Here is a 26,526-nt window from a genome sequence, read left to right as displayed (position 1 = left end):
AATGACAATTCAATGGTGGGCTGCTTTAATCGGTTTAGCAATTTCAATTATTTTAATTTTATACAAGGTGAATTCAGTTTATTCACTGCTTTTTGGTACAATCGCAGGTTCTTTAATCGGAGGACTTAGTCTTTCCCAAACGGTAAATGTAATTGTTACGGGTGCATCTGGTGTTATGGGAACAATAATAAGAGTTTTAGCAGCAGGAATACTTGCTGGAGTAATGATGGAATCTGGTGCTGCTGATGTAATAGCCAGAGCAATTGTTGACAAATTAGGAGATAAAATGGCTATAGTTTCATTGGCATTATCGACAATGATTATAACGAGTGTAGGTGTATTTATTCCTGTGGCTGTTTTAATAGTTGCACCAATTGCTTTAGAAGTTGGCCAAAGAATGAAGATCAGTAAGATAGCTCTACTAGTTGCACTTTCTGGTGGTGGAAAGGCAGGAAATATTATATCGCCTAATCCTAATACTATTGCAGCTGCTAAAGGATTTAATATTGAGCTTAGTCAATTAATGGTGGCAGATTTTATCCCTGCAGTAGTAGGCATAGTTGTTACGATAATAGTTGCATCACTTTTAAAAAAACATGGTGTAATGGTGAAAGAAACAGATGTAGTTAATGAGAGCGAATATGAAAAAAAGAATTACCAAGTTTAGTAAAATCACTAGTTACGCCAGTTGTGGCTGTTGTTTTATTACTTATTAATCCTCTAGGAAATATTTTTAATATAGAAATTATGAAAAGTTTTAACGTAGATGCTATGTATATTTTGCCATTAGCAGGCATTTTAGGGACTATTGCTATGGGAAAGTATAACAAACTACTGTCATATATGTCTGCTGGACTTTCTAGAATGACAGATGTTGTTTTGATTTTAATTGGTGCAGGAGCAATCGCAGGATTAATTGGGACGTCAAATTTACCACAAGAAATTGTTACTTTGGTAAAAAATAGTGGGATATCAGGAACGTTCCTTGCGCCTATTTCAGGTATTTTAATGGCAGCAGCAACAGCATCAACATCAACAGGTGTAATATTAGCTTCAGGATCGTTTGGAAAGTCAATATTATCACTTGGTATTCCAGCGGTTGGAGCGGCTGCAATGGTTCATACTGGTGCTACATTCATCGATCATTTGCCACATGGAAACTATTTCCATGTAACTGGAAATTCAATGAAGATGTCATTTAAAGAACGTATGCAAACAGTTATTTGGGAAACTATCGTTGGTGCTTCAATGACAATCTGTGCTGTATTAATTTATGGAATTTTTTAGGAGAATATTATGAAAATAGTAATTGCACCTGATTCATTTAAAAATTCACTAACTGCAAAAGAAGTTGCAGATAATATAGAGATAGGGTTCAAAAAAGGTTTACCGGAGGCTGAATATGTAAAAGTGCCGATGGCAGATGGAGGTGAGGGTACAGTTCAATCAATGGTTGATGCTAGAAATGGGAAAATAGTAACAGCTAATGTTACAGGTCCACTAGGTAGTATTGTTGAGGCAGATTATGGCTTAATTGATAATAATCAAATTGCAATCATTGAAATGTCTGCTGCTAGTGGAATTCAGTTTGTAGATGAAAACACAAAAAATCCTTATATTACAACTACTTATGGTACTGGAGAACTTATAAAAGATGCTATAAAAAAAGGCGTAAAAAAAATAATAATTGGCATTGGCGGAAGCGCTACTAATGATGGTGGAGCAGGCATGGCTCAAGCACTTGGATATAATTTGCTAGATGTTAATGGACATGAATTGGACTTTGGCGGTAAGAATTTAGAAAATTTATCAAAAATTAAGACAAATAATGTTTTAAAAGAATTAAAAAATGTAGAAATTCTAATTGCTTCAGATGTAAGTAGTCCATTAACTGGTAGTAAAGGTGCATCAGTAGTATTTGGACCACAAAAGGGTGCTAATGAAGAAATGGTAAAGGTACTAGATAACGCTTTACATCATTATGCAAAAATAATAAAAAAAGACTTAAATAAAGATATAGAAAAATTACCTGGATCTGGTGCAGCTGGTGGCTTGGGAGCAGGACTTTTGGCTTTTACTAAATCTTCTATGAAATCTGGAGTTGAGATAGTTACCGAATATACAAGGTTAAAAGAAAAATTGGTTAATGCAGATTTTGTTGTAGTTGGTGAAGGGAGTATTGATTTTCAAACACAATATGGTAAAACACCAATTGGTGTTACTAAAACTGCTAAAGAAATTGCACCTGATTCAAAGGTCATTGCAATTGCAGGACTACTTGGAAAAGACGCACAAGTATTATACAACCAGGGAATAGACGCTATGTTTAGTTGCGTTCCTGGTGTTGAGACACTAGAAAAAGCAATAGAAAATACTGATATTAATTTACAACAAATTTCAGAAAATATTGCGAGAATGATAAAAGACTAAAAAGGGATTTTTCTTTTTGAGCAAAATAATTTCTTTAATATATTAGAATAGTTATAATACGTTTAGAAATCGCTTACAGTTTTATGATTTTTGTTTCTTTGTTTTGAACTCAGGCAAGACAGGAGGCTTATTTATGAAGCTGAAGGAGATAGATGATCTTGCCCATAATCAAAAACAACGACCTAAAACATTAGGTTTGTTTGATTTATCAATTATGGGAATTGGTGCCATTATAGGTACTGGGATTTTAGTATTAACAGGTATAGTTGCAGCCACTGACGCAGGACCAGGAGTAATATTTTCGTTTCTAATTGCTGCTCTTGCTAGCGGGTTGATAGGACTTTGTTATTCAGAATTGACAACCTCTATTCCAAGTTCTGGTAGTGCGTATGTATATACATGGGTATCTATGGGGCAGACAGTCGCATATTTTACTGGATGGACAATGCTAGGGGTTTATATAACAACAACGGCTACTGTGGCTGCTGGTTGGACAGGTTATTTCACTTCATTTCTTGGCGAATTGGAAATTGTTTTTCCAAAGGTGCTTTCGACAACACCTTTTAATGGAGGAATTATTAACTTACCAGCAACAATAATAGTTATATTAATCATGTTATTGCTTATGCGAGGAATGAGTGAGAGTAAAACAATAAACAATATTTTAGTAATAGTAAAATTATCTATAATTATTTTGTTTATAATCGTAGGGATATTTAGTGTTAAAGTAAAAAATTGGTCACCACTTTTACCTTACGGATTAAAAGGAGTTTTTAATGGAGCATCAACGGTGTTTTTCGCATTTTTAGGGTTTGATGCATTGGCAACATCTGCAGAAGAGGCTAAAGATGTACAAAAAAATTTGCCAAGAGCAATTATTATTTCTTTAGTGGTATCAACATTACTTTATATTGTTGTTAGTTTAGTTATGACAGGAGATGTATTTTACAAAAAATTAAATGTTGCTGAAGCAATGTCTTTTGTGCTTATAACTACTCATCATCCGTTAGTGGCACAAATAATTTCGGCGGGAGCCTTGTTAGGGATTATTGCTGTTATATTAGCATTTATATATGCATCATCCAATATAGCGATGGCAATGAGTCGTGGAGGTTTTTTGCCTAAAAAATTTTCTGAGTTAAATAATAAAACAGGTAGTCCTAATAAGTCCTTGTTATTAATAGGAATTGTTGCTGCAGTTGGAGCTGGCTTTTTAGATTTGAAAAATCTAGCAACTTTTTCAAATGTAGGATCAATATGTGTGTTTGCTCTTATTTCTTTAGCAGTAATATTACTTAGAAAATTATATCCAAATCTAAAAAGACCTTTTAAGGTTCCGTTCGGAATGATTATTCCTGTCAGTTCAATTTTAATTTGTATTTTCTTACTTTCAAATTTACCATTTTCCGCTTGGTTAAATTATATTGGATGGTTACTGATAGGATTAATAATTTATCTAGTTTACTCTATAAAACATGTTGAATATTAATTGGCGTATACCAATTAATAAATTATTTTAATCACAAAGTTAATAGATTAAATGCCATTTTTATGGGATATATTGACTTTTGTTAGAAAAAAATTCACAAAGTATAAATATGAAAAAAAGAAAATGGTTATATATTGTTAAGTTTTTACTGGTGTGATATTTTAATGGTGTAAGCGATTTCAAAAATATATTTTGGAGGATATAACAATGATTATAGGTGTTCCAAAAGAAATAAAAAATGAAGAAGAACGTGTTGGTAGTACACCAGCTGGTGTATCTAATTTGGTAAAAGCAGGACATGAGGTTCGTGTTCAGTCTGGTGCTGGTATTGGTTCAGGTTATTCTGATTCCGACTATGAGAGTGTTGGTGCAAAAATTGTTTCAGTTGATGAAGCTTGGGCTTCTGATATGGTAATTAAAGTAAAAGAGCCACTTGAAGAAGAGTACCATTATTTTAGAGATGATCTAATTATTTATACTTATTTACATTTAGCTGCTGATCCTAAATTAACAGATGCATTATTAAATGCAAAAACAACAGGTATTGCTTATGAAACAATGGTAGGAAGAGATGGTGGATTGCCATTACTTGTGCCAATGAGTGAAATAGCAGGGCGTATGTCTGTGCAACTAGGTTCACATTTCCTAGAGCAAAATCATGGTGGCAAAGGTATTGTTCTTGCTGGAGTTCCAGGAGTAAAACGTGGTGAAGTTGTTGTTATTGGTGGTGGAACCGTTGGTGTTAATGCGGCTAAGATTGCCGTTGGAATGGGTGCTAACGTGACACTTCTAGATATTAATGCTAAAAGATTGGCAGAGATTGAAGATATATTTGATGGAAAAGTACAAACATTAATGTCCAATACTCATAATATTGCTACCGCAGTTAAAAAAGCTGATTTAGTGATTGGTGCTGTATTGATACCTGGTGCAGCTGCACCTAAACTAGTTTCTGAAGAAATGATTAAAAGTATGGAAGCAGGCTCGGTTGTCGTAGATATTCCAATTGATCAAGGTGGTATATTTGAAACTTCTACTAAAATAACAAGTCATGATGATCCAACTTTCGTTGTTCATGATGTTGTACATTACACAGTTCCTAATATTCCAGGTGCAGTTCCAAAGACTGCAACAGAAGCACTATCTGCTGCAACTAATATGTATGCTATACAGATTGCAAATAAGGGACTTAAAGAAGCAGCCAAAAATAATACTGTTTTAACAGGAATTAATACTTTTAATGGTAAACTAACAAATCAGGCCGTTGCTGAAAGTCTAAATATTGAATATGAACCTTTCTAAAAAAGAAAATAGTAAGAAAAAAGCATCTCAAAATTAATTTTGGGATGCTTTTTGTTGAAAATTTTTGGAAATATATGATTCTCCCCAATCGCTCATCCAATTAAAGATTGGAATTAAAGTCTTACCGGTTGTTGTCAAAGAATATAATGTTCTTCGTTTGTTTTTTTGAATATATTCGTTTTTCATAATTAGTTTATCAGTTACTAACTCTTTTAATTGTTGTGCTAAAACTTGTTTAGTAGCTTCTGGAATTTTTAATTGTAATTCTGAAAAATGCAAGTTAGTGTTTTCGCTTAGATTTACTAATATTGCCATTTTGTATTTACCGCTAAACATTGATAATGCAACTTCTTTTTCGCACTTAAAATCATTATTTATAAGTTTATTTTTTACTGATTTTCTGATAACGTCTGTCATTTTTAAATATTCCTCATTTGGTTGGTAATAAAAATATTACCTATTTTCTTTGATTTCTCGGGTGGTATATTATATATACTAACAAAAAAGGAGAATTTTTAAATGCTTAATGTACAACGCAAAAGTGTTGATGATTTGGAACTTATTATTTTTGTATCAGACGAAAATAGTTTCATGATAACAACAACTCTAATAACTAAAGGTAGTCGAGCTGTATTAATAGGGACATCCTTTACAAAAGATGATGCTAATGAGATTGCACAATTTATTAAAAATAATGAATATAGTCTAGAAAGTATTTATTTGTTACACGGAGATCCAGATTATTATTTTGGATTAGAGCAAATAAAGCAATATTTTCCTAAAGTTATAGCATATTCAACTCAATCAACGTTTTCACATATTGCAAAAACAGTTGAATCTAAGTTAACAGTATGGTCGGAAACACTAGGAAACCAATTGCCACAAAATATTGTGATGCCAAAAATTATTCAAGAAAATAAATTTGAAATTTTTGAAGAAAATTGGGAAATAGTTGGAGAGAAAAAACGTACCAATCTTTGGAATAGCAAAAAAAATATACTTATTGGTGGAATAGATACGTTTAATGAAATAAATCTATTTTTAGCAGATACAGCAAGCTCACCAGAATTAGAACAATGGATAAATAGATTAGATTTATTGATTGATCTTAATTCTGAGATTGTAATTCCAAGTCATTCTTCAGCTAAGAAATCATATGATAAGAAAGCACTTGAATTTGAAAAAAAGTATATTCAAACAGTTTTAAAAATAATGAAAAATGTTAAAAAATCTGATCAATTTATTGATGAAGTAAAAAAAGAATTTCCTAACTTAGAAAATGAATCTGTTTTAGCATTAAGTGCTAAAGTGCTTACAAAGGAAATTAATTGGGGGTAAAGTAGAATGAATGAACTATATGAAAAATTATTACATGAAACATATATATTAACTGGACAGGGAAAATTAGATGAATTTAAATCATATTTAGCTGATGACGTATCTTGGACAGAAGCAAAGGGTTTTCCTTATGCGGGTACATATGTTGGACCAGATGAAGTAATAAAAAATGTGCATCAAAGACTAGGAACAGAGTGGAACAATTATTCAGCAAAGGATATATCTTATGGATTTAATGGAAATAAGGTATATGTTTATGGCCAATACAGTGGTGAATATAAAGAAACGAAAAAATCTTTTATTGCAGACTTTGTTCATATTTATGAATTTAATAATGATAAAAAAGTCCAAAAATTTACTCAGGTTGTTGATAGTCATACTGTTGTACAAGCAATGAAAAACTAGAAAAAAATAGGGAGCTTTAACTCCCTATTTTTTATTTGAGTTTATATCTTAATACAGTCTTTAATTTTTCTGGAGCAGTACGTCTATTATCTGATAAATAGATTTCTCTATGTTGATAAATATTTTGAAAGGTTGTTTTTTCTAAATTGTTTTCCTTCATAAATTCTTCCATTTTTTGAAATGTATTTATTTCAGTTTCAAAAGGACCATTATGAAGAGCTTCTACAACTTTGCCATCAGTTATTTTTTCAAAAGTCACTTCTGAAAAGTATTTATTTTCTTTTTTTTCTAAAACATTTTTTTTGATATCATTAAATAATTCTTCTGTAACAATCTCTGGTTGGCGAATCATTATTTTATAGACAAGTGCATCTTTATTTAAATACTCATCTCTTGAACCATCTGATGTTGTCCATATTCCTTCTAATGGATATACAGTATATTCAAAAGGCTCACCAAGTTCACCTTTTTTTAATGCCATTCTTATTCCATAGGCAATTGGATATAAAGCTTGTATATGTTCAGAGAAATCTTCACTATTAGGATTTCCAGTTCCTTCAAGTGTGATGTAATTATATTCGGGAAGATCTAACTTAACAACTCCCTTCGGAAGATAAATGTCTTTTTCATTTTTTCGCCATTCGTATTTCAAAATTAAGTCCCCATTTTCTATAAGTTATTTTAAAGAAACTTTGTGATTGATAGTTTCTCTTATTTTATTTTATACTTATTTAGTTAGAAAAATGGAGGTAAAAATGAAATCTTTTAAATTTAGGTTTGTAGTTTTAGTTTTAATCGCTTTTACACTAGGATGTAGTGAGTTTTTAATTTCGGGTATTATTGGTAATATTTCAAAAGATTTTAATCAACCATTGGCAACAGTTGGACTTTTAGTTACTATATTTGCTTTTGTATACGCAATATTCACCCCCATTGTTACTTTGATTATTGGGAAGTATAAATATTATTATTCATTTATTGTATTAATGCTAATTTATATTATTGGAAATATAATGAGTGCCTTAGCTTTTAACTATGTGATTTTAGTAATATCGCGTATAATTACGGCGGGTGTATCAGGAGCAATGTTGTCGGTTGCCTTAACCTTTGGTAATGCAATTGCGCCTCCTAAAAAAAGAGCATTTATGGTTTCTTGGATTTTTTCAGGATTTAGTATAGCTACTGTTGCCGGCCTTCCAATGGGAACATACATTGCACACATCGCTAATTGGCATTACTCTTTTTGGGCAGTAATACTTCTTTCTATTACGACTCTTTTATTAGGAGTTTTTGCTCTTCCAAAAGATTTAAGAGCCCAAGTAGGGGATACTTCAGCTAATCAATTAGACTTAATGAAAGACCCATTAATTATAGTTGGTGTGTTATTACCTGTATTTAATGCAGCATCTAGTAATTTATTTAATACATTTCTAGCTCCACTATTTACTGATATATTAAAATTTAGTGCCACAGAGTTAAGTTTATTATTGTCACTTATTGGAATTTTATCTATTATTAGTAGTCAAATTGCTGGATGGTTAGCTAATCATGAAGGGCTAAAAAAAATACCTCTAATATTTGTTCTTCAGTTTTTATTATTTATATCTATATATTTTGCTTTAGGGAATGTTTTAAGTTCTTTAGCCATAATTTTTATTCTTGAATTAACATTTAATATGGTGGGATCTTCGATGCAAATTCATTTTTTTGATGTTGCAGAAAGATCCTACCCTCAATCAATGGTCTTGGCTTCTTCTTTGAACCCAGTATTTTTTAATTTAGGAATTTCTCTGGGATCAGGGACTGGTAGCTGGGTTGTTTCAAAATATGGTTTGAATTCAATAGGGTTCGGATCAGCTGTATATGTAGTTATTGCGTTAGTCGTATTATTAATTTTAAATAAGATGATAGGAGCTAGCAAAAATGAAACCAAATTATCAAACAAAAATTTTGAATGATCAAGGATTGTACGGCAGAGTAAAGGTTAGTAATGGTAATGATTTTGTGACTAGTAGTCCTCAAAGTGGTGATAAAAACAACAATCCAGAACAATTTATAGGAGCTGCATTGGCGACTTGTTTAAATGCCACTTTAGAATATTTGAATAAGGAAGAAAATTTACCACAAACGTCAAGTGTAGAAGTTACTGTTGATCAATATTTAGATATTAAAGGCTACAAATTTAAACTTGATGCATCAGTTAAATTACCAGATGTCTCTAGAAAAAAAGCAAAAGAATTATTAGAAGAAGCAGAAAAAAGATGCCCTGTAGCAAAATTATTAACTAGTAGCGGTCAAGTTAATGTACATTTAGAGTAAAAAAGTCCTTCATGAGTGAAGGACTTTTTTATACGCTATCTCTGTTTAAAATTGTTATATCTTCACCTTTTTCATGACGACGATCAATATCGTTTTCTCCCCAGACACAAAGTAGGTTTAAAATCTTATTCAATGATTCTCCGTATTCGGACAATTGATATTCAACATGTGGAGGAACTTCTTGGAAAACGTGTCTTGTGATAATATCGTCTTCTTCAAGTTCACGAAGTTGTTGAGTTAATACTTTTTGAGAGATATTTGGAATTTTTTTCATTAATTCATTAGTTCTTAATGGCACGTTTCTTAAATGGCATAAGATAATTGGCTTCCATTTTCCACCAATTATATCAATCGTAGCTTCTACACCAATATTATAAATTTTTTCAGTCATTAATAAATTCTCCGTTACTGTTATCATACAAAAGTTACTTTTAAGTAACTTACTGACTAATAAGTACGTAATTGTACTTATTTTTTTACTGCCTATAATAATATCACGTCGTTATTTTTTTTACACGTGGAGGTAGTTATGAAAAATAAGAATAAATCGAGTTTAACACTGTTAGCGTTGGCATTAAGTGCTTTTTCAATTGGATCAACAGAATTTATTAGTGTTGGTCTTATGCCTTTATTAGTCAAGGATTTTGGCATTAGTATACAATTAGCTGGATTGACGGTTTCTGTATATGCACTTGGAATAACAATCGGTGCACCAATATTAGCGATACTAACGAACAACTGGGATCGTAAAAAATTATTGTTAGGTATTATGCTTACTTTTATTATTGGTAATTTAACAGTTGCTCTTGCACCGAGTTTTTCAGTTGTATTAGTTGGCCGAGTGATTTCGTCTTTGGCTCATGGCATATTTATGTCAATTTCTTCAATTATTGCTGCTGATGTGGTTGCTCCTAATAAGCGTGCTAGCGCAATAGCTGTCATGTTTACTGGATTGACAGTAGCTACTGTTACCGGTGTTCCTCTTGGAACATTTATTGGCCAGATATCTACATGGCATATGTCATTTTACTTTATAGCATTAATTGGTGTAATAGGATTTATAGCAAATTGGTTGTTAGTACCTAATAATCTTCCTAAAAGTAAGAAAACAAGTTTTTCAGGAATTATTAGAGTTTTAAAGACAAAGCCATTGGTTTTTGCATTGATTATTACCGCATTTGGTTATGGATCAACATTTACAGTGTATACTTTTATAACCCCAATTTTGCAAACTAAAATGAAATGGAGTCCTAATGCTATTGTAATAATTCTAATTGTGTACGGATTGATGGTAGCAATTGGAAATACACTTGGCGGAAAATGGTCTAATAAAAATATTTTATCTGGATTAATAAAGATGTTTATCGGATTGTTAGTAACATTGTTGCTATTTCTTGTAACAATGGGAAGTCACTGGATAGGATTAGTTAATGTTATGCTATTAGGATTATTTGCATTTATGAATGTTCCTGGCTTACAACTATATATTGTACAATTGGCAGAAAAATTCACACCTAATGATATATCAATAGCATCAGCCTTGAATATATCAGCATTTAATATCGGTATAACTTTGGGCTCGTTACTTGGAGGTCAAGCAGTTTCAAAAGTAGGACTAATTGCAACACCGTTTTTTGGTGCAATAATGATTTTAATCAGTATTATTTTGACGATCTATTTGCAAAGAATAGAGAAAAAATAAATAAATATAGTGACTTAGCTTGCCTGAAAAAATAATAAATGATAATATATCTCTGTAAACGTTTGCAGTAATGGGGATTGTTACTTTAAGTAGGCAAAACTTCACGGAACCTAATAAGGGGTCTTGTGGAGTTTTTTTAATACTAAGAATTGGAGGTGATAAATCTTGCTGATTGATTCAGTTGTTAATAATAATGTTGTAATGAGTAAAGATGACGACAATAATGAATTGATTTTGGTCGGTAAAGGGCTTGGTTTTAAGGCTAAAAAAGGCGATGAAATTGAAGAATCAAGGATTCAAAAGAGATTTTATTTAGAAGATCAGACTCTCTTTTCAAAATTCAAAAGTATTCTTAATGAATTGTCTTCTGAAGAATTAATAATTACTTCTGAAATTATTAACTATGCTCAAGCTAGTCTAGGGAAAAAATTAAATGAGTCAATTTATATAACATTATCAGATCACATACATTTTGTGATTGAACGATATAACAAAAATGAGTTAATAACTAATACGTTTATTTGGGATATAAAAAGATATTACTCAACAGAATTTGAAATAGCTCAATATGCGGTTCGTTTAATCAATCAACGTTTTAAAGCTCAACTAGATGATAATGAAGCGGGATTTATCGCGTTTCACTTCATCAACGCATCAAGTGAGATGAATAAATCTATTGGCGCTAACAAATTAATGGATTTGGTTCATCAGATTGTAAATATCGTTAGTTATAATTTAAATATTTCTATTGATATGTCAGATGTAAATGGTTATAGATTCATTAATCATGTTAAATATTTCGCTCAAAGAGTGCTTGAAAAAATATCGACTGATGTCACCGATCAATCTGATAATGAGTTGTATGAAATTGTTAAAAGTAAGTATAAAGAATCTTTTATTATAATGAAAAAAATTAGTGAATTTTTATTGCAGCAATATCAACATAAAATGAGTAAAAACGATCAACTATATTTTATGATTCATATTCATAGATTAATAACGCATTTTAAAAAAGAATGATTTTTCGAAGTTGTTACTTTAAGTAGGCAAAACTCGAAATATATCCATTAAGCCAATGGATATATTTTGAGTTTTTTTATTAGAAAAAGGAGGAAGAAATATGGACTACTCAAAATTAGCAAGTGAAATATTAAGTGAAGTTGGTGGAGAAGAAAATGTTAATACACTAATTCATTGTGCAACAAGACTTAGATTCACGTTAAAAGATATTTCAAAAGCTCAAAAAGATAAAATCTCTAATCTTGACGGTGTGATTTCTGTTGTTGAAAGTGGTGGGCAGTTCCAAGTGGTTATTGGGAACAATGTCTCTAAAGCTTATGAGGCTATCATGGATATAACTCACTTGGGTGATGATAGTTCACCTGATGATCCTACAATTAATAAAAATAAGGGTATAAAAGCGATAATTGCTTCTTTTATTGATGTTATTTCAGGAGTATTCTCACCAATATTAGGTGTATTAGCAGGATCAGCTGTTTTAAAAGGAGTACTGGCTATTTGGGTAGCAATGGGTGCTAATCAAAAAAGTGGAACTTACATAATATTGTATGCAGCGGCAGATAGCTTATTTTATTTCTTACCGTTAATGCTAGCAGTTTCAGCAGCTCGTAAATTTAAAGCTAACATGTATGTGTCATTAGCTTTAGCTGGGGCTTTGATATATCCATCAATCGTTACTGCATTTACCAATGCTACTAAATTAGATTTTTTAGGAATACCAGTGGTTTTAGCACAATATAGTAGTACTGTTATTCCTTCGATAGTTGCGGTTTATGTGTTATCAAAACTTCAAAATTTTGTAGAAAAATATTTACATGAGAGTGTAAGAAATATATTGGCTCCTTTTATTAGTTTAACAATCATGGTTCCCTTGACATTAATAGTAGTAGGACCTGTTACAACTTATTTAAGTGATTTATTAGCAAAAGGTTACTTAGCTATATATACATTTAGCCCAATATTATCTGGTATTTTAATAGGTTCATTATGGCAGGTACTTGTTATATTTGGTTTACATTGGGGAATGGTACCAATTATGATGAACAATGTTTCTAAATTTGGTAGAGATACTTTATCAGCAATGATTGTACCCGCAATAGGAGGACAAACTGGAGCTGCTTTAGGTGTATTCTTTAAAACAAATGATAAGAAAGTAAAAAGTCTATCAGTATCATCGTTTGTTACTGGACTATTTGGAATTACTGAACCGGCAATTTACGGAATAACTTTAAAATATAAAAAGCCATTTGTAGTAGGAGTAATTGCAGGTGGAATTGGTGGTGCGATTGTTGGAGCCGCAGGTTCAGCAGCCTCAGCATTTAATATTCCAAGTTTATTAACATTCCCAGTTTATTTAGGAAAAGGATTTGTATGGTTTATCTTAGCTTATGTCATTGCATTAGTTATTGGTTTTGTTGGAACTTTAATTGTTGGTATAACAATTCCGGATTCAGAAAAAAAAGAAGTAGAAAACTCATTAGAAACGCCAGTTGATAAGTTAATCGAAAATGAGATGATTGCTTCTCCAATAAGTGGTGAGATTATTCCACTAACTGAAGTGAAAGATAAGACGTTTTCTAGCGGTGCTCTGGGTAAAGGATTTGGAATAATCCCTGATGGGGACACAGTTTCATCACCAGTAAATGGGAAAATAACAATGATATTCCCAACTAAACATGCTGTAGGAATAATTTCAAATTCAGGTGCAGAAATTCTTATTCATATTGGAATTGACACTGTTCAACTTGATGGACAGGGATTTGAAAGTTATGTTGATGTTGGTCAAGAAGTCAAAATTGGAGATAAATTAATTAAGTTTGATAATAAAGAAATATTGAAAAAAGGTTTTGATACTACAATAATGGTTGTAGTTACTAATTCTGACAATTATTTAGATATTTTAGATAAATTTGAAAAAAATTCAGAAGTAAAACAAGGTCAAAATAGTTTGGCACTAATGATTTAATAGGAGGTAAGGTTATGAGTAAATTTAAAAAAAATTTTTTATGGGGTGGTGCCACAGCCGCCAATCAATTAGAAGGGGCATATAATAAGGACGGAAAAGGTCTCTCAATTGCTGATGTTCTTCCTGGAGGACCTAAGAGATTTGAAATAGTTAATCAACCAGACTTTAAATTTGAAATAGATGAAGGTACTTATAAATATCCTAATCATTTAGCAATAAATCATTATGAGAGATTCAAAGAAGATATTGAAATGTTTGCAGAAATGGGGTTTAAAGTTTATCGATTTTCTGTTGCTTGGAGTAGAATTTTCCCACAAGGTGATGAGAATACTCCTAATGAAAAAGGATTAAAATTTTACGATCAAGTAATTGATGAATGTTTAAAGTATGGAATTGAGCCTGTTATAACTATCTCACATTATGAGATGCCTCTTAACTTAGTTACTAAATATGGCGGATGGAAAAATAAAAAGTTAATTGAGTTTTATGAAAGATACTCAAATGTTGTATTAAATCGTTGGTACAAAAAAGTTAAATATTGGATGACTTTTAATGAAATTAATAGTGCACAACATTTTCCAATTATGAGTCAAGGTTTAGTAAATTCTAATGGTGCTTTAGATAAGAAAAATGTTTTTCAGGCATGGCATAATCAATTTGTAGCAAGTGCTAGAGCTGTAAAAATTGGACATGAATTAGATAAAAATCTTCAAATAGGTGCTATGATTTTATATGGAACATCTTATTCAATTGACGCAAACCCAAAGAATCAAATGGCAAATCTTGAGAATAATCAAGAATTTAATAACTTTTGTGGGGATGTTCAGTCTCGAGGACAATATCCGGCCTATACCAAAAGATACATGAAAAAGTATGGTGTTAAGTTATCTGATTTAGATATTACAAAAGAAGATTTGAAACAGATAAAAGAAGGAACTGTTGACTATATTGGCTTTAGTTATTACATGTCTACTGTGACTGATATAACAGGAACTGAAAATAAAAAAGCAACTGGTAACTTTATTGGTGGTTCAGTAAATCCATTTTTAAAATCCAGTGAATGGGGATGGCAAATTGATCCGATGGGATTAAGAATTGCTTTAAATGAGTTGTATGACAGATATCAAAAGCCACTATTTATTGTTGAAAATGGCCTTGGGGCTAAAGATGAGATAAATGAAAAAGGTGAAATAGATGATTATTATCGCATTGATTATTTAAAACAACATATCCAAGCAATGAGTGATGCGGTTGATGATGGTGTTGATTTGATGGGATATACTCCTTGGGGATGTATCGATTTGGTAAGTGCATCAACAGGACAGATGAGTAAAAGATATGGATTTATCTATGTTGATCTAGATGATGATGGTAATGGAACAATGAATAGATATAAAAAGAAGTCCTTTAATTGGTATAAGAATGTTATAAAAACTAACGGCGAAACACTATAGAACTGATAGATTTAAAATAAGACCTCACTAAAAATTAATTTCAGTGAGGTTTTTATTAATTAGATATTAAACTAACAAGTTACTTTAATTATTCTAAATGTTAATGCTACAATAAGTACAATCATTTGGAGGTGTCGTATGAAAATTGCACTATTTGTTAGTGGTAGTATAGCCGCATTTAAGATTCCTACACTAGTTAGCTCGCTTATTAAAAATGGACATGAAGTTCGAGTGGCAATGACTTCTTCTGCCAAATATTTTGTTACAGAAAAATCATTGGCGATTATGTCAAAACACCCTGTCTTGACTGATGAAAATCAATTCCAAAATGCTGAACATGTGTCACATATTGAACTCGCACAATGGGCAGAGCTTGCACTCATTGCTCCAGCTTCAGCGAATACGATTGCTAAATTAGCTAATGGTATCGCTGATAATGTTGTTACTACGACATTACTGGCAACCAATGCTCCTAAAATAGTCATTCCTGCAATGAATAATCAAATGTGGTCATCACAACAAACACAAGAAAATATAAGTCGTTTAAGAAAATTCAATATAAATGTTATAGAACCAGAAGTAGGAATGCTTGCCGAAGGTTATGAAGCAAAAGGAAAAATGCCAGAGCCATCCACAATTAGTCTAATAGTAGAAAACTTTGATTCCTCTCAATTTTTAAAAGGGAAAAAAATATTAATTTCAGCAGGTGGAACTAAAGAACGCTTGGATCCAGTTAGATTTCTTACTAATGATTCTTCTGGAAAAATGGGAACTGCTCTCGCTAATGCAGCTGCTGGAGCTGGAGCTTTAGTTACACTTGTTACGACTAAAGACCTGCCTACAATTCCTAATGTAAAAAAAATATTTGTAGAGAGTGCACAAGAGTTAAACAATAAAATATTAGAAAACTTTTCTAATACAGACATTGTAATTATGGCAGCAGCTGTTTCCGATTATCGTGTTGATCATGTCGCTAATCAAAAAATTAAAAAAACATCACCAACTGCAGGACTTGACTTACATTTAATACAAAATCCTGATATATTATCAGAACTTGGACAAAAAAAAGAGAACCAATATGTAGTCGGTTTTGCTGCAGAAACCAATGATTTAGTAGCTAATGCTACAAAAAAACTTGAAGCCAAAAAAGCGGATATGATAATTGCCAATTCAGTTGGTGGAGAAAACAAAGGATTCAACTCAGAAGATAATGAAATCACAATTTTAAGACATAACCAAGAGCCAAAAGTGGTTTCAAAAATGGCAAAAACTCAAATTGCTAAAATAATTTTAAAAGAATTACTTTAAAACAAAAAAACATTTAAATTAGGACTTAACAGCTCATAGTCTTAATCTAAATGCTTTTTTAGTATGGAAATAATCAATTAAATACTACCATTGTGAACTTCTGCCATTGTATCAGCTAGAATAAAAGATTTTTTATCAATACTATGGATAATATGTAATATTTGTCCGTAAAATTGAGTTTCTGTAACAATCATTAACATTTTTTTGTCATCATTTGTATACATTCCTTGAACATTAAAAACAGTACCACCGACATCTAGTGATTTAGAGATAGCAGCTTGTATCTCGTCAATTCTGTTTTCACTCATTATATAAATAATTTGTTTTTTATCTATACCTGTTTCTATATAGTTAATAACTATTGTCGATAATCCAACGGACAAAATAGCTAGGAAAAAAGTTTCTATACCTGAAGTAAAGATATTTCCTAAGCAGACTATTGCATCAATTACAAATAAACTATTGGCATTTCTAATATGAAATAGTTTTTTGAAAATGAGCGGTGGGACCGTAGTTCCACCACTTGGAGTATTTAAACGATAAAGTATAGTTAGACCAACACCAAAAATAATACTACCAATTATAGTCGATAAAAAGATATCTTTAATTACCATATAGTTAGGAGTGACTGCAACCAATATAGGTAAGACGATACTGCTAAAAGTTATACGTGCAGTAGTGATTCTATCTAAAAAAATATAGGAAAGAATCAACATTAAAATATTAATTGAAAATAGTGAAATACCAAGAGGAATATTAAATAATCCTTTAAAAAGAATAGATATTCCGGTTGCTCCTCCAGCAGCTATTGAATGAGGATCAAAAAACATAGTAACACTCATTGCTATTAGCTCTAATCCAATTAATATTAAAAGAATTTGAATAAGCTTATTAATAATTTTGTTTTGAGTAAGTTTAGATATATTCATATATATATTATTGCAAATTGCGTATAAAATATCACGAAATATGAAGAGCGATTTTATGTTTACGCGTGAAATAATTAGCGATGGTAAATAATTGTCAAAACAATGAATTTTTTTTAGTTTTTTTTGAAATATTATTAGTGTATGGTAATCTATATAACTATGGGGGAGGTTTAATTTGATTAGAGCATATAAAGATTTTTGGAAAAAATATATAGATTTCAAGGGGAAATCAACTGTAACTGACTATTGGTGGTCAGTTTTAGGAAATGTTATTATTTCGATTTTATTGATAATTTTAATGCTTATTTCTTTTAGAAATATGAGTATTCAAGAATTCACTGGTCAAGAAACATTTGCAACAATTTATGTAGTCATAATGGTGTTAGTTTTTGCTATATGGTTACTTGCACTGATAATTCCTAATATTGCAATTAGAATTAGGCGATTTCGTGATGCTGGATTATCACCATGGTGGACATTATTAGTAGTTGTTCCAACTTTGATACCTATTTTTAGTGTAAGTACGTTGGCAGTTATATCAAGTCAGATATTAAATGTGGGGTATGGCTTTGATTCATCCTTATCATTTTTTCATAGTGGTTTAATGACAACATTAGTGTTGGTAAGAATTGTTTTGGGAATAATTAATTTTGGAATATCAATATTCTTTTTTATTGCATCATTATTGCCAACAAAAAAGGAGAAAATAAGTGAATAAATCTTTAATTAAAAGCGTTTTTATATTAACAATTATTCAAGCAATTATATATTTATTTGGATTTGGAAATTGGGCAGCTAGCGTATCAGGATGGAAACCATGGCTAAACATTTATGAGAGCGGGTTTGGTACAATAATGTTCTGGTCAATTTTAGGATGTTTAAGTATTGTAATTGTTGTATTATCAATTTACATAATATCAACAAAATCGGTACCTAAGTCTGATAGGTTAGGAATATTTTTAGCAATTGTGGGTGCACTGTTGCCTATTGTTTTAATATTTTTCTTAATATTGCCAGCAACAGTAATGATTTTAGCGGCGATATTTATTAATTATTTAAATTTTAAAAAAGATAAATGAGGAGAATCTGATTTAATGAAAAGTAGAGCAGAACTAAAACAAGAAGTAAAAGATACATTTAGAGGTAATTGGGGAAGTGCCATAATTATGGTGTTTATTCCTGGCTTGATTTTTATGGTTTTAGAAATATTACTTTCAGTAATTTTTCCGGCAGAAGTGATAGATGGAAGAGTATATCCTAACTCAATTTCACAGTCATTATCGTATGTAGTTTCTATAATTTTTGCTATGTTAGTAACAGGGGCAACTTATCAATTTATTGATTGGTTAAAGAACAAGGATTTAGAGTTTTCACCAGTGAAGGCAGTCTTTGTACTTTTTAATGCTAAAGATTTCTGGAAAATAGTAGGAGTAATTGTCATTAGAAGCTTATTTACATTTTTATGGACATTACTATTTTTCGTTCCTGGTGTTATTAAATCATGCAGTTACTCTCAAGCACTTAATCTATACAAAAAAGCTAAAGAAGATGGAACTAGTAGTGAATATAAATTAACTGACTATATTACTCAAAGTAGAAAACTAATGAATGGACATAAATTTGATTACTTTGTACTTCAATTAAGTTATATTGGTTGGATGCTTTTAGGAATAATAACTTTGGGAATAGGTTTATTGTGGGTCGCACCATATGTGCAAGCTACTAATGCGGCATTCTTTAATGATTTGGTTAAGAATCAGGAATAAAATAAAAGGAGCTATGACAGATTTGTCATAGCTCTTTATTTTTCAGCCTCATCAATTGCAGCTGCAGTTTGAGAATTATCAAATTTATGATTCATATATGTTTCATTTGTTATTGGTAAGTGTTGAGTAAAGGTATCAAAAACTTGTAACTCTGACGTACCATTATCAAGTTCGAAATCTAAAACATGTCCACCAATTGAATGATCATCTGCTAAAAAGTGACTATGACAGCCTCCAACTGCAGCTCCATTAAATACTTCGGGTGAATAGTAAGTCAATAATGTACCCTCAATGTTTTCTGCATCAAAGACACGTTGGTCATGAGCAGTTTGAACAAGAGTAGGATATGGTTTTTTTGATTTCTTTACGACCCTAGTTTTTATTTTAGAAAATTTTCCTTTAGTTATTACAGCAAAAAAAGTATTTTCTGAGTTTGATTTTTCTATAATTTCTTTTTCAAAATCATTTAGGGTTATTTTTTTAAGATCGATAAATTTTTTGAAATTACTAAAATGTGCTGTTGCAAATGGCATTGTAAAATCATCTTTTACAAGATTTACTGATCCAGTACTATCAACTTGATAAGGAATTCCATCAAGAATTATTAGCTCTCCATCCAAGCCTTCACCAGATCCAATTCCCATATTTCCGTGGGTTAATAAATCACCCATAGAAATAGTTCCTTCTAGTAATCCAGGAACAAGAAGTGCTAAAGTTCCATGTTGGTATACAACATTTTCTTCATTCATATTTATACCTTCTTTTAATAAAATGAGTCTTCAATCATTTGTTTACTTAATTCTATATTATTTCGATAATCAATTGGAATATCAATAACTACCGGTCCATTTGTTGAAAATGCTTCATCCAATGCTGATGCAATGTCATGATTTTTATCTACTTTAATTCCTTTAGCTCCAAAACTTTCGGCATATTTTGCAAAATCAACACCACCAACTTTTACACCTGCGGCTTTTCCATATTTTGCTTCTGCTTGGAATTTTACCATATCATAATAGCCATCGTTCCATACTAAATGAACAATATTTAAATTATGTTCTACTGCAGTTGCTAATTCTTGACTAGAATACATAAAACCAGCATCCCCAGATACAGAAACAACCTTTTGTCCAGGATTAAGTAAAGCAGCGCTGATTGCCCAAGGCAATGCTACTCCTAAAGTTTGCATACCATTACTAAATAGTAATTTTCTTGGTTCATAACTTTTAAAGTGACGAGCCATCCAAATATAATTACTTCCTACGTCAACTGTAACTGTTGTATCATCATTAACTCTTTGTTGTAATTCTTTAATAACAGTTAAAGGGTGAACCAAATTGTCATTATCTGATACTGGTGGAATATCTTTTAATTTGTGATCTTCACGGACTTTATTTAGATACTCTGAAGTTTCTTTTGATAAATTAAATTTAGAATCAAATTCTTCACTAAGTGCATCAAGGGTATCAGCTAAATCGCCACGTAAAATTAAGTCGGGTTGATAGTCTGTTGATATTTCAGGTAATATACTATCAAGGTTAATGATTGAACCTTGACGATTCTTATTCCAATTACGTGCTTCATATTCAATGGGATCGTAGCCAATAGTAATTACCAAATCACTTTTACTTAGTAAAATATCTCCAGTTTGATTAGTAAATAATCCAACTCTTCCAAAGAAGTTATCAATTAAGTCGTGAGAAATAATTCCAGCACCTTGAAAAGTTTCTACTACAGGTATATTTATTTGTTTCAAAAGCTTTCTTAAAGATGATGTGGCATTTTGTTCTGATGCTCTCATTCCAGCAAGAATAACTGGCATTTTAGCATTTTTAATTCTATCAGCAAATTCTTTAAGTTGTGTTTTAGCTGGAATTCCTTGTGCTACTTCTTGAACAGAAGTGATATTTTTTCTAGTTACAACTCCGTCCATAACATCTTGTGGAATAGAAATAAAACTTGCACCACCTTTAGGCGCTTTAGCAATTTGATAAGCGTTAGCAAATGTTTCAGATAGATTATTAGCATCTTCAACTTCTGCACTCATTTTTGTAACAGGTGATAATAATTCTCGGTTAGCGATACTTTGATGGCTGCGACGTACTAAGTCATCGCGAGTTACTTGTCCACCAATAGCTACTATGGGGTCTCCTTCAGATGTTGCGGTAACTAAACCTGTAGCAAGATTTGCCACACCAGGTCCTGAAGTTACGGCTACAACACCTGGATTTCCTGTAATTCTACCAATTGCTCCAGCCATAAAAGCAGCATTTTGTTCGTGTCGCGTAACTATAAGTTTTGGTGCGTTTTTTATATTTTTGTTCTCGATAATATCAAACAATTTATCTACTTTTGCACCTGGTAAACCAAAAACGTATTTGATTTTGTGATTTATCATTGTTTCTAAGAGTGCTTCAGCACCAGATTTTTTAACAGTCATTAGAAAAAGCTCCTTAATTGTATGTTGATTTGTCAACTTAAAATCATCATATAAATCGCAAGTTGATTTGTCAACTAAAATATTATATTATACCTTTTAAATAAGGAGTATTAAATGGATGATCTAGGTAAATTAGCACAGAATATATCAGTATTACACCGACAGTTTTATAAAGATACAAATGAAAAATATAAAAAGTATAATCTAAATCCCACAGCCTCTTGCATTTTATTAATGGTTTCCGATAATCCAGGCATTATTCAAAAAGAAATTTGTGATGGGCTAGTTATTGATAAAGCACTGGCAACAAGAGAAATAAATAAAATGAAAGGAATGGATTATATTAAAAAAATTTCTGGCACAGGAAGAACAATTAAGTTATATTTAGGCAACGAAGGAGAATTAGTAGCACCAATTATTAGAGAGATAAGACAAGAATGGTGGACTGATAAGTTTGCCTCAACCGGTGTTAGTCAAGATTCAAAGTTAGTGCAAGGAATTCAAACTATAGTAAAGACAATAACAAATTAGAGATGACATGTTGTCATCTCTTTTTTTACAAAGAAAAACAACCCAATAATTAGGGTTGTTTATTTAAAATATTCAGTTGTAACTAACAAATACCAGCCACATACTAATATCCTGTTTTTCTTATACGCTGAAAAGTCTAGCGATTTTCTTTAGAGAATTTGGAGCTGGTACTGCTATTATTTGTGATCTCGACTTCATATCCCATCGGAACCACCTCCCTTAGTTTCTCTTTATTTTGTAACTATATTATATATCTTGAGTTCTGATAAAGCACGAATTATGCTTATGATTTTTTAGTAAATGGACAATATTAAATTTTTGTCCCTTAAAAATTAAGCGCTTACATTTTATAGTGTAATTAAGTTAATAAAGGAGGCAAAAATGTTAACTACTGAAAACTCAAAAAAGTGGATGAAAAATTTTGCAAAAAAAATAGATGAAAAAAAAGATGAATTAAGTCGCATTGACAGTATAGTTGGTGATGGAGATCACGGTAATAATATGAGTCGTGGAATGCATGAAGTAATTGAACAATTTGAAGTTCAAAATCCCCAAACTATTACTGAGGTCTTTAAAGTGACAGCAATGTCAATTATGAATAAAGTCGGTGGAGCGTCTGGAGCGCTGTATGGAACTGCATTTTTAGAAATGGCAAGAGAAAGTAGAAATTCAGAAAAGCTAACAGATATGTTACAAGCATCAGTTGATAAATTGATGAAACGTGGTGGAGCAAAACTTGGTGATAAGACAATGCTTGATACATGGATTCCTGTTACGCAAGCAATAAAAGAAAATAGACTAGATGAAGATACTATTCAACTAGCTGTTGATAACACAAAGAGTATAAGAGCTTCAAAAGGAAGGTCATCATATATTGGTGATAGATCAATAGGATATCCTGATCTAGGAGCTCTTTCAAGCAGTTATCTATTTCAAAGCTTATTAGAAACAGAAGATATTTTATAGGAGAAAAATAATGAAAAAAATTATTAACAATCCAAGTGATATTTTAAAAGAAATGGTAAGCGGATTAGTTCGTGCTTACCCAAAATATTTAAAACAGTTAGATGATACATATGTAGTTGCAAGAAATGACAATAAAAAAATAAAAAAAGTAGGAATCGTTTCAGGTGGTGGAAGTGGACATGAGCCACTCCATGCAGGATTTGTAGGAGAAGGAATGCTTGATGCAGCAGTTTGTGGACAAGTATTTACATCACCAACACCTAATGAAGTATTAGCAGCAATTAAAGAAAGTGATCAAGGAATGGGAGTTTTATTGATCGTTAAAAATTATGCTGGAGATGTAATGAATTTTGATATTGCCAAGGATTTAGCAGACTTAGAAGATATTAGAGTTGAACAGATTATTGTTGATGATGATATCTCAGTTGAAGATAGCACGTACACTCAAGGTAAACGTGGTGTCGCAGGAACAATTCTTGTTGAAAAAATTATAGGTGCTGCTGCACAAAATGGTGCTTCATTAGATGAATTAGTTGAACTTGGAAACAAAGTAATTGAAAAAACAAATACAATTGGAGTTGCTTTAGAACCAGCGACAGTTCCCGAAGTTGGAAAACCTGGATTTGAAATTGCTGATGATGAGATTGAATATGGTGTTGGAATTCATGGAGAACCTGGGTATAAGAGACAAAAATTAGTTCCTTCAAAAGAATTAGTTGAAGAATTGATTGTGAAATTAGAAAAATCATTTGATGGATTAGAAAACAAAAAATTTGCAGTTTTGGTTAATGGGTTAGGCGCAACTCCATTAATGGAACAATATATTTTTATGAATGATGTGCTAAATAAACTGGAAGAAAAAAATGCCAGTGTTGAATTTACAAAAGTTGGTTCATACGTGACCTCAATAGAAATGGCAGGTATTTCACTAACACTACTCGAATTAACACAAGAAGACTGGTTGAATAAGTTGAATGCTAATACAGAAACAATAGGCTGGGGTGATACTCATGTTGAATAATGAACAAATTTTAACGTGGATGAAAATATATCAAGAAAAAATTTCTCAAAATAAACAAACACTAAGTGATCTAGATGATGTTATTGGTGATGGCGATCATGGTAATAATATGGATCGTGGAATGACAGCAGTGATATCTGATTTAGAATCAAAAAAACCTAATAATATAACTGAAAGTTTTAAATTGATAGCAATGGCTTTGATGTCAAAAGTAGGAGGGGCCTCTGGACCATTATACGGAACTGCATTTTTAGAAATGGGAAAAACCTCTAAAGATAGTCAAGATATAGCTGAATTAATAGCAGCTGGAGCAAAAGGAATTGCAAAACGTGGCGGGGCTTCAATGGGTGATAAAACTATGTTAGATGTATGGTTGCCTGTTGCTGATGAAATAAGACATGAAAGTTTAACAAACGAAAAAATAGATGGTTTTGTTGAATTAACCAAAAATATGCAAGCCAAAAAAGGAAGAGCTTCCTATCTTGGTGAAAGATCAATAGGACATATCGATCCGGGTGCTGAATCAACAGGGATGTTATTTAAGTCTTTGTTAGAATCAATGAAATAAGTAGGAGTTAACAATGGCAAAATATGGAATTTTATTAGTTTCACATGTTTCTGAAATAGTTTCAGGTATTAATAGATTAATATCTCAAGTTGCAAAAGATGTGCCAGTTACTATTGCAGGTGGGACTGAAGGAAATGATGTAGGAACAAGTATTGAAAAAATAAATAATGCAATTCAACAAAATAATGGTGAAGAATTATTGGTATTTTACGATTTAGGTAGTGCCAAAATGAATTTAGAAATGGCTGAGGAGTTATCTGAAAAACCTCTGCACATTTTTAATACGGCATTCGTTGAAAGCGCTTACTCAGCTGCTGCGTTATTGCAAGTGGGAGTACCACTTGCAAAGATTGAAGAAGAACTAAAAGAATTAACTATTAAATAAAATTAAGGAGATTTATCATGGATAAAATGTTTGTAAGCCCAGATACATATATACAAGGATCAGGATTATTAGAGCACAGTGCTGAATATATTAAAAAATTAGGTAAACACATTTTAATTATGTCTGACGAAACAGTTTGGAAAATTGTAGGAGATGAGTTTGCTGATTATTTATTAGATAATGATTTTGAAATAGAAAAAGTAGTATTTAATGGTGAAGCATCAGTTCAAGAGATTGAAAGAATTACTAAAATTGCCAAAGATAAAAAAGTAGATGTAGTAGTTGGACTAGGTGGTGGTAAAACTATTGATACATCTAAAGGAATAGCATTAGAAGCAAATACTAAGCTAGTAATTGCACCAACAGCCGCATCTGCTGATGCACCAACAGCAGGACTTTCAGTATTATATACTGAAGATGGTGTATTTGATCAATATAAATTCTATCCAAAACATTCTGATTTAGTATTACTTGATACTAAAGTAATTGCTAATGCTCCAGTAAGAACTTTAGTATCTGGTATATCAGATGCAATGGCAACAAATATTGAAGCAAAAGCAACTGCAATGAAGCATGGTGTAACAATGGGAAATGGAGCTGCAACTTTTGCTGGAAGAGCAATAGCCGCAGAATGTGAAAGAGTTATTTGGGATTACGCATATGAAGCAGTTGAATCAAATAAAAATAAAGTAGTTACACCTGCCATAGAAGCAATTGTCGAAGCAAACACTTTGTTGTCAGGTTTAGGATTTGAAAATGCTGGATTAGCTGCAGCTCATGCAATTCACAATGGCTTCACAGCCGTAAAAGGAGAAATACATCATTTAACTCATGGTGAAAAAGTCGCATTTGGTTCAATGGTAGAACTAGTACTTGAAGATACACCACATGATGTATTAGATAAGTATATTAATTTCTGGTTAACACTAGGATTACCAATAACAATGGAAGATACACATTTAGATCAATTATCAGAAGATGAATTAATGCAAATTGGTAAGTTAGCAACTGCTCCGGACGAAACAATGAAGAATATGCCTTTTGAAGTAACTCCTGAAATGGTTGTTAATGCTATGAAAGCAGCAAGCGCTTATGTAAATGCATATAGAAAATCACATGATATTAAACCTATTTTTGAAAGAAAATAAATATAATAAAAAGGCATTCAAAAGAGAATGCCTTTTTTG

At 31.5% G+C, this 26,526-nt stretch carries 27 protein-coding genes and 1 pseudogene; 22 read left to right on the top strand and 6 right to left on the bottom strand.

Annotation, left to right across the window (positions count from 1 at the left end):
- Position 1: 1 nt before the first annotated feature.
- The 4 genes and pseudogenes from ACUV9F_RS06605 (at position 2) to ald (ending at position 5,221) form a co-directional block, all read left to right on the top strand.
- Positions 2-1,287 (top strand): annotated as a pseudogene (locus ACUV9F_RS06605) (GntP family permease).
- A 9-nt stretch (positions 1,288-1,296) separates the two neighbouring features.
- Positions 1,297-2,430, top strand: coding sequence for a glycerate kinase family protein (locus ACUV9F_RS06600; RefSeq protein ID WP_446183484.1), 1,134 nt, complete (start codon positions 1,297-1,299; stop codon positions 2,428-2,430).
- A 133-nt stretch (positions 2,431-2,563) separates the two neighbouring features.
- Positions 2,564-3,919: an APC family permease gene (locus ACUV9F_RS06595; protein WP_446183483.1), complete on the top strand. Its 1,356-nt coding sequence runs from the start codon at positions 2,564-2,566 to the stop codon at positions 3,917-3,919.
- Between the two features lie 207 nt (positions 3,920-4,126).
- Positions 4,127-5,221, top strand: a complete 1,095-nt coding sequence (ald, locus tag ACUV9F_RS06590; protein ID WP_446183482.1) for an alanine dehydrogenase — start codon at positions 4,127-4,129, stop codon at positions 5,219-5,221.
- Between the two features lie 33 nt (positions 5,222-5,254).
- Here the strand turns inward: ald and ACUV9F_RS06585 are convergent, their stop codons facing one another.
- Positions 5,255-5,638 (bottom strand): winged helix-turn-helix transcriptional regulator, encoded by a 384-nt coding sequence (locus ACUV9F_RS06585; RefSeq protein WP_446183481.1) that lies wholly within the window; start codon positions 5,636-5,638, stop codon positions 5,255-5,257.
- Positions 5,639-5,740: 102 nt separating this feature from the next.
- Between ACUV9F_RS06585 and ACUV9F_RS06580 the strand changes: the two genes are divergently transcribed.
- Positions 5,741-6,559, top strand: coding sequence for an MBL fold metallo-hydrolase (locus ACUV9F_RS06580; RefSeq protein ID WP_446183480.1), 819 nt, complete (start codon positions 5,741-5,743; stop codon positions 6,557-6,559).
- A gap of 6 nt (positions 6,560-6,565) precedes the next feature.
- On the top strand, positions 6,566-6,964 hold the full coding sequence (locus tag ACUV9F_RS06575; protein WP_446183479.1) for a nuclear transport factor 2 family protein: 399 nt from the start codon (positions 6,566-6,568) through the stop codon (positions 6,962-6,964).
- Positions 6,965-6,995: 31 nt separating this feature from the next.
- Here the strand turns inward: ACUV9F_RS06575 and ACUV9F_RS06570 are convergent, their stop codons facing one another.
- Complete coding sequence (locus tag ACUV9F_RS06570) at positions 6,996-7,616, bottom strand: GyrI-like domain-containing protein (protein ID WP_446183478.1); 621 nt, start codon at positions 7,614-7,616, stop codon at positions 6,996-6,998.
- 103 nt (positions 7,617-7,719) lie between these two features.
- Between ACUV9F_RS06570 and ACUV9F_RS06565 the strand changes: the two genes are divergently transcribed.
- Positions 7,720-8,922 carry an MFS transporter gene (locus ACUV9F_RS06565; RefSeq protein ID WP_446183477.1) on the top strand — a complete coding sequence of 401 codons (1,203 nt, stop codon included), beginning with the start codon at positions 7,720-7,722 and terminating at the stop codon, positions 8,920-8,922.
- Positions 8,888-9,283: an OsmC family protein gene (locus ACUV9F_RS06560; RefSeq protein ID WP_446183476.1), complete on the top strand. Its 396-nt coding sequence runs from the start codon at positions 8,888-8,890 to the stop codon at positions 9,281-9,283. The genes ACUV9F_RS06565 and ACUV9F_RS06560 overlap by 35 nt, the downstream gene beginning before the upstream one ends.
- Before the next feature lie 28 nt (positions 9,284-9,311).
- Here ACUV9F_RS06560 and ACUV9F_RS06555 read toward each other — a convergent pair whose 3' ends face one another.
- The gene (locus tag ACUV9F_RS06555) at positions 9,312-9,674 is read right to left on the bottom strand and encodes a winged helix-turn-helix transcriptional regulator (RefSeq protein ID WP_446183475.1); all 363 of its coding nucleotides are present in this window, start codon (positions 9,672-9,674) and stop codon (positions 9,312-9,314) included.
- A gap of 138 nt (positions 9,675-9,812) precedes the next feature.
- On the opposite strand from ACUV9F_RS06555, the gene ACUV9F_RS06550 reads away from it, so the two are divergent.
- The 5 genes from ACUV9F_RS06550 (at position 9,813) to coaBC (ending at position 16,733) form a co-directional block, all read left to right on the top strand.
- On the top strand, positions 9,813-10,985 hold the full coding sequence (locus ACUV9F_RS06550; RefSeq protein ID WP_446183474.1) for an MFS transporter: 1,173 nt from the start codon (positions 9,813-9,815) through the stop codon (positions 10,983-10,985).
- A 165-nt stretch (positions 10,986-11,150) separates the two neighbouring features.
- Complete coding sequence (locus tag ACUV9F_RS06545; protein ID WP_446183473.1) at positions 11,151-12,005, top strand: PRD domain-containing protein; 855 nt, start codon at positions 11,151-11,153, stop codon at positions 12,003-12,005.
- Positions 12,006-12,105: 100 nt separating this feature from the next.
- Complete coding sequence (locus ACUV9F_RS06540; RefSeq protein ID WP_446183472.1) at positions 12,106-13,971, top strand: beta-glucoside-specific PTS transporter subunit IIABC; 1,866 nt, start codon at positions 12,106-12,108, stop codon at positions 13,969-13,971.
- A gap of 14 nt (positions 13,972-13,985) precedes the next feature.
- Positions 13,986-15,425 carry a glycoside hydrolase family 1 protein gene (locus ACUV9F_RS06535; RefSeq protein ID WP_446183471.1) on the top strand — a complete coding sequence of 480 codons (1,440 nt, stop codon included), beginning with the start codon at positions 13,986-13,988 and terminating at the stop codon, positions 15,423-15,425.
- 138 nt (positions 15,426-15,563) lie between these two features.
- A complete protein-coding gene (gene coaBC / locus ACUV9F_RS06530; RefSeq protein WP_446183470.1) occupies positions 15,564-16,733 on the top strand; it encodes a bifunctional phosphopantothenoylcysteine decarboxylase/phosphopantothenate--cysteine ligase CoaBC in 1,170 nt (389 codons plus the stop codon).
- 77 nt (positions 16,734-16,810) lie between these two features.
- Here coaBC and ACUV9F_RS06525 read toward each other — a convergent pair whose 3' ends face one another.
- Positions 16,811-17,662 carry a YitT family protein gene (locus ACUV9F_RS06525; RefSeq protein WP_446183469.1) on the bottom strand — a complete coding sequence of 284 codons (852 nt, stop codon included), beginning with the start codon at positions 17,660-17,662 and terminating at the stop codon, positions 16,811-16,813.
- 175 nt (positions 17,663-17,837) lie between these two features.
- Here ACUV9F_RS06525 and ACUV9F_RS06520 point away from each other — a divergent pair, with 175 nt between their 5' ends.
- The 3 genes from ACUV9F_RS06520 to ACUV9F_RS06510 are packed head-to-tail and all read left to right on the top strand — an operon-like array spanning position 17,838 to position 19,428.
- A complete protein-coding gene (locus tag ACUV9F_RS06520) occupies positions 17,838-18,380 on the top strand; it encodes a DUF805 domain-containing protein (RefSeq protein WP_446183468.1) in 543 nt (180 codons plus the stop codon).
- Positions 18,373-18,741 (top strand): hypothetical protein, encoded by a 369-nt coding sequence (locus tag ACUV9F_RS06515; protein ID WP_446183467.1) that lies wholly within the window; start codon positions 18,373-18,375, stop codon positions 18,739-18,741. Before ACUV9F_RS06520 ends, ACUV9F_RS06515 begins: the two co-directional genes overlap by 8 nt.
- 15 nt (positions 18,742-18,756) lie before the next feature.
- On the top strand, positions 18,757-19,428 hold the full coding sequence (locus ACUV9F_RS06510) for a DUF975 family protein (protein ID WP_446183466.1): 672 nt from the start codon (positions 18,757-18,759) through the stop codon (positions 19,426-19,428).
- Positions 19,429-19,463: 35 nt separating this feature from the next.
- Here ACUV9F_RS06510 and budA read toward each other — a convergent pair whose 3' ends face one another.
- Positions 19,464-20,177, bottom strand: coding sequence for an acetolactate decarboxylase (gene budA, locus ACUV9F_RS06505; protein WP_446183465.1), 714 nt, complete (start codon positions 20,175-20,177; stop codon positions 19,464-19,466).
- A 14-nt stretch (positions 20,178-20,191) separates the two neighbouring features.
- Entirely contained in the window at positions 20,192-21,868 is a 1,677-nt protein-coding gene (gene alsS, locus ACUV9F_RS06500; protein ID WP_446183464.1) for an acetolactate synthase AlsS, read from the bottom strand.
- Positions 21,869-21,982: 114 nt separating this feature from the next.
- Between alsS and ACUV9F_RS06495 the strand changes: the two genes are divergently transcribed.
- The 6 genes from ACUV9F_RS06495 to ACUV9F_RS06470 all read left to right on the top strand — a co-directional run bounded on the left by ACUV9F_RS06495 (position 21,983) and on the right by ACUV9F_RS06470 (position 26,487).
- Positions 21,983-22,399 (top strand): MarR family winged helix-turn-helix transcriptional regulator, encoded by a 417-nt coding sequence (locus ACUV9F_RS06495; protein ID WP_446183463.1) that lies wholly within the window; start codon positions 21,983-21,985, stop codon positions 22,397-22,399.
- 381 nt (positions 22,400-22,780) lie between these two features.
- On the top strand, positions 22,781-23,365 hold the full coding sequence (gene dhaL, locus ACUV9F_RS06490; RefSeq protein WP_446183462.1) for a dihydroxyacetone kinase subunit DhaL: 585 nt from the start codon (positions 22,781-22,783) through the stop codon (positions 23,363-23,365).
- 10 nt (positions 23,366-23,375) lie between these two features.
- Positions 23,376-24,386: a dihydroxyacetone kinase subunit DhaK gene (gene dhaK / locus ACUV9F_RS06485; protein WP_446183461.1), complete on the top strand. Its 1,011-nt coding sequence runs from the start codon at positions 23,376-23,378 to the stop codon at positions 24,384-24,386.
- Positions 24,376-24,954, top strand: coding sequence for a dihydroxyacetone kinase subunit DhaL (gene dhaL / locus ACUV9F_RS06480; protein ID WP_446183460.1), 579 nt, complete (start codon positions 24,376-24,378; stop codon positions 24,952-24,954). The genes dhaK and dhaL (ACUV9F_RS06480) overlap by 11 nt, the downstream gene beginning before the upstream one ends.
- Before the next feature lie 13 nt (positions 24,955-24,967).
- Positions 24,968-25,339 (top strand): dihydroxyacetone kinase phosphoryl donor subunit DhaM, encoded by a 372-nt coding sequence (gene dhaM / locus ACUV9F_RS06475; protein WP_446183459.1) that lies wholly within the window; start codon positions 24,968-24,970, stop codon positions 25,337-25,339.
- A 17-nt stretch (positions 25,340-25,356) separates the two neighbouring features.
- Positions 25,357-26,487: a glycerol dehydrogenase gene (locus ACUV9F_RS06470; protein WP_446183458.1), complete on the top strand. Its 1,131-nt coding sequence runs from the start codon at positions 25,357-25,359 to the stop codon at positions 26,485-26,487.
- Positions 26,488-26,526 lie beyond the last annotated feature (39 nt).

It is taken from the genome of Daquilactobacillus linshuiensis (assembly GCF_052828685.1).
This window is presented reverse-complemented; position numbering and strand designations above follow the sequence as displayed.

Coding starts and splice junctions, on each gene's coding strand:
- ACUV9F_RS06600 (WP_446183484.1), top strand. CDS start 1,297: ATGAAAATAGTAATTGCACCTGATTCATTTAAAAATTCACTAACTGCA.
- ACUV9F_RS06595 (WP_446183483.1), top strand. CDS start 2,564: ATGAAGCTGAAGGAGATAGATGATCTTGCCCATAATCAAAAACAACGA.
- ald (WP_446183482.1), top strand. CDS start 4,127: ATGATTATAGGTGTTCCAAAAGAAATAAAAAATGAAGAAGAACGTGTT.
- ACUV9F_RS06585 (WP_446183481.1), bottom strand. CDS start 5,638: ATGACAGACGTTATCAGAAAATCAGTAAAAAATAAACTTATAAATAAT.
- ACUV9F_RS06580 (WP_446183480.1), top strand. CDS start 5,741: ATGCTTAATGTACAACGCAAAAGTGTTGATGATTTGGAACTTATTATT.
- ACUV9F_RS06575 (WP_446183479.1), top strand. CDS start 6,566: ATGAATGAACTATATGAAAAATTATTACATGAAACATATATATTAACT.
- ACUV9F_RS06565 (WP_446183477.1), top strand. CDS start 7,720: ATGAAATCTTTTAAATTTAGGTTTGTAGTTTTAGTTTTAATCGCTTTT.
- ACUV9F_RS06560 (WP_446183476.1), top strand. CDS start 8,888: ATGAAACCAAATTATCAAACAAAAATTTTGAATGATCAAGGATTGTAC.
- ACUV9F_RS06555 (WP_446183475.1), bottom strand. CDS start 9,674: ATGACTGAAAAAATTTATAATATTGGTGTAGAAGCTACGATTGATATA.
- ACUV9F_RS06550 (WP_446183474.1), top strand. CDS start 9,813: ATGAAAAATAAGAATAAATCGAGTTTAACACTGTTAGCGTTGGCATTA.
- ACUV9F_RS06540 (WP_446183472.1), top strand. CDS start 12,106: ATGGACTACTCAAAATTAGCAAGTGAAATATTAAGTGAAGTTGGTGGA.
- ACUV9F_RS06535 (WP_446183471.1), top strand. CDS start 13,986: ATGAGTAAATTTAAAAAAAATTTTTTATGGGGTGGTGCCACAGCCGCC.
- coaBC (WP_446183470.1), top strand. CDS start 15,564: ATGAAAATTGCACTATTTGTTAGTGGTAGTATAGCCGCATTTAAGATT.
- ACUV9F_RS06525 (WP_446183469.1), bottom strand. CDS start 17,662: ATGAATATATCTAAACTTACTCAAAACAAAATTATTAATAAGCTTATT.
- ACUV9F_RS06510 (WP_446183466.1), top strand. CDS start 18,757: ATGAAAAGTAGAGCAGAACTAAAACAAGAAGTAAAAGATACATTTAGA.
- budA (WP_446183465.1), bottom strand. CDS start 20,177: ATGAATGAAGAAAATGTTGTATACCAACATGGAACTTTAGCACTTCTT.
- alsS (WP_446183464.1), bottom strand. CDS start 21,868: ATGACTGTTAAAAAATCTGGTGCTGAAGCACTCTTAGAAACAATGATA.
- ACUV9F_RS06495 (WP_446183463.1), top strand. CDS start 21,983: ATGGATGATCTAGGTAAATTAGCACAGAATATATCAGTATTACACCGA.
- dhaL (WP_446183462.1), top strand. CDS start 22,781: ATGTTAACTACTGAAAACTCAAAAAAGTGGATGAAAAATTTTGCAAAA.
- dhaK (WP_446183461.1), top strand. CDS start 23,376: ATGAAAAAAATTATTAACAATCCAAGTGATATTTTAAAAGAAATGGTA.
- dhaL (WP_446183460.1), top strand. CDS start 24,376: ATGTTGAATAATGAACAAATTTTAACGTGGATGAAAATATATCAAGAA.
- dhaM (WP_446183459.1), top strand. CDS start 24,968: ATGGCAAAATATGGAATTTTATTAGTTTCACATGTTTCTGAAATAGTT.
- ACUV9F_RS06470 (WP_446183458.1), top strand. CDS start 25,357: ATGGATAAAATGTTTGTAAGCCCAGATACATATATACAAGGATCAGGA.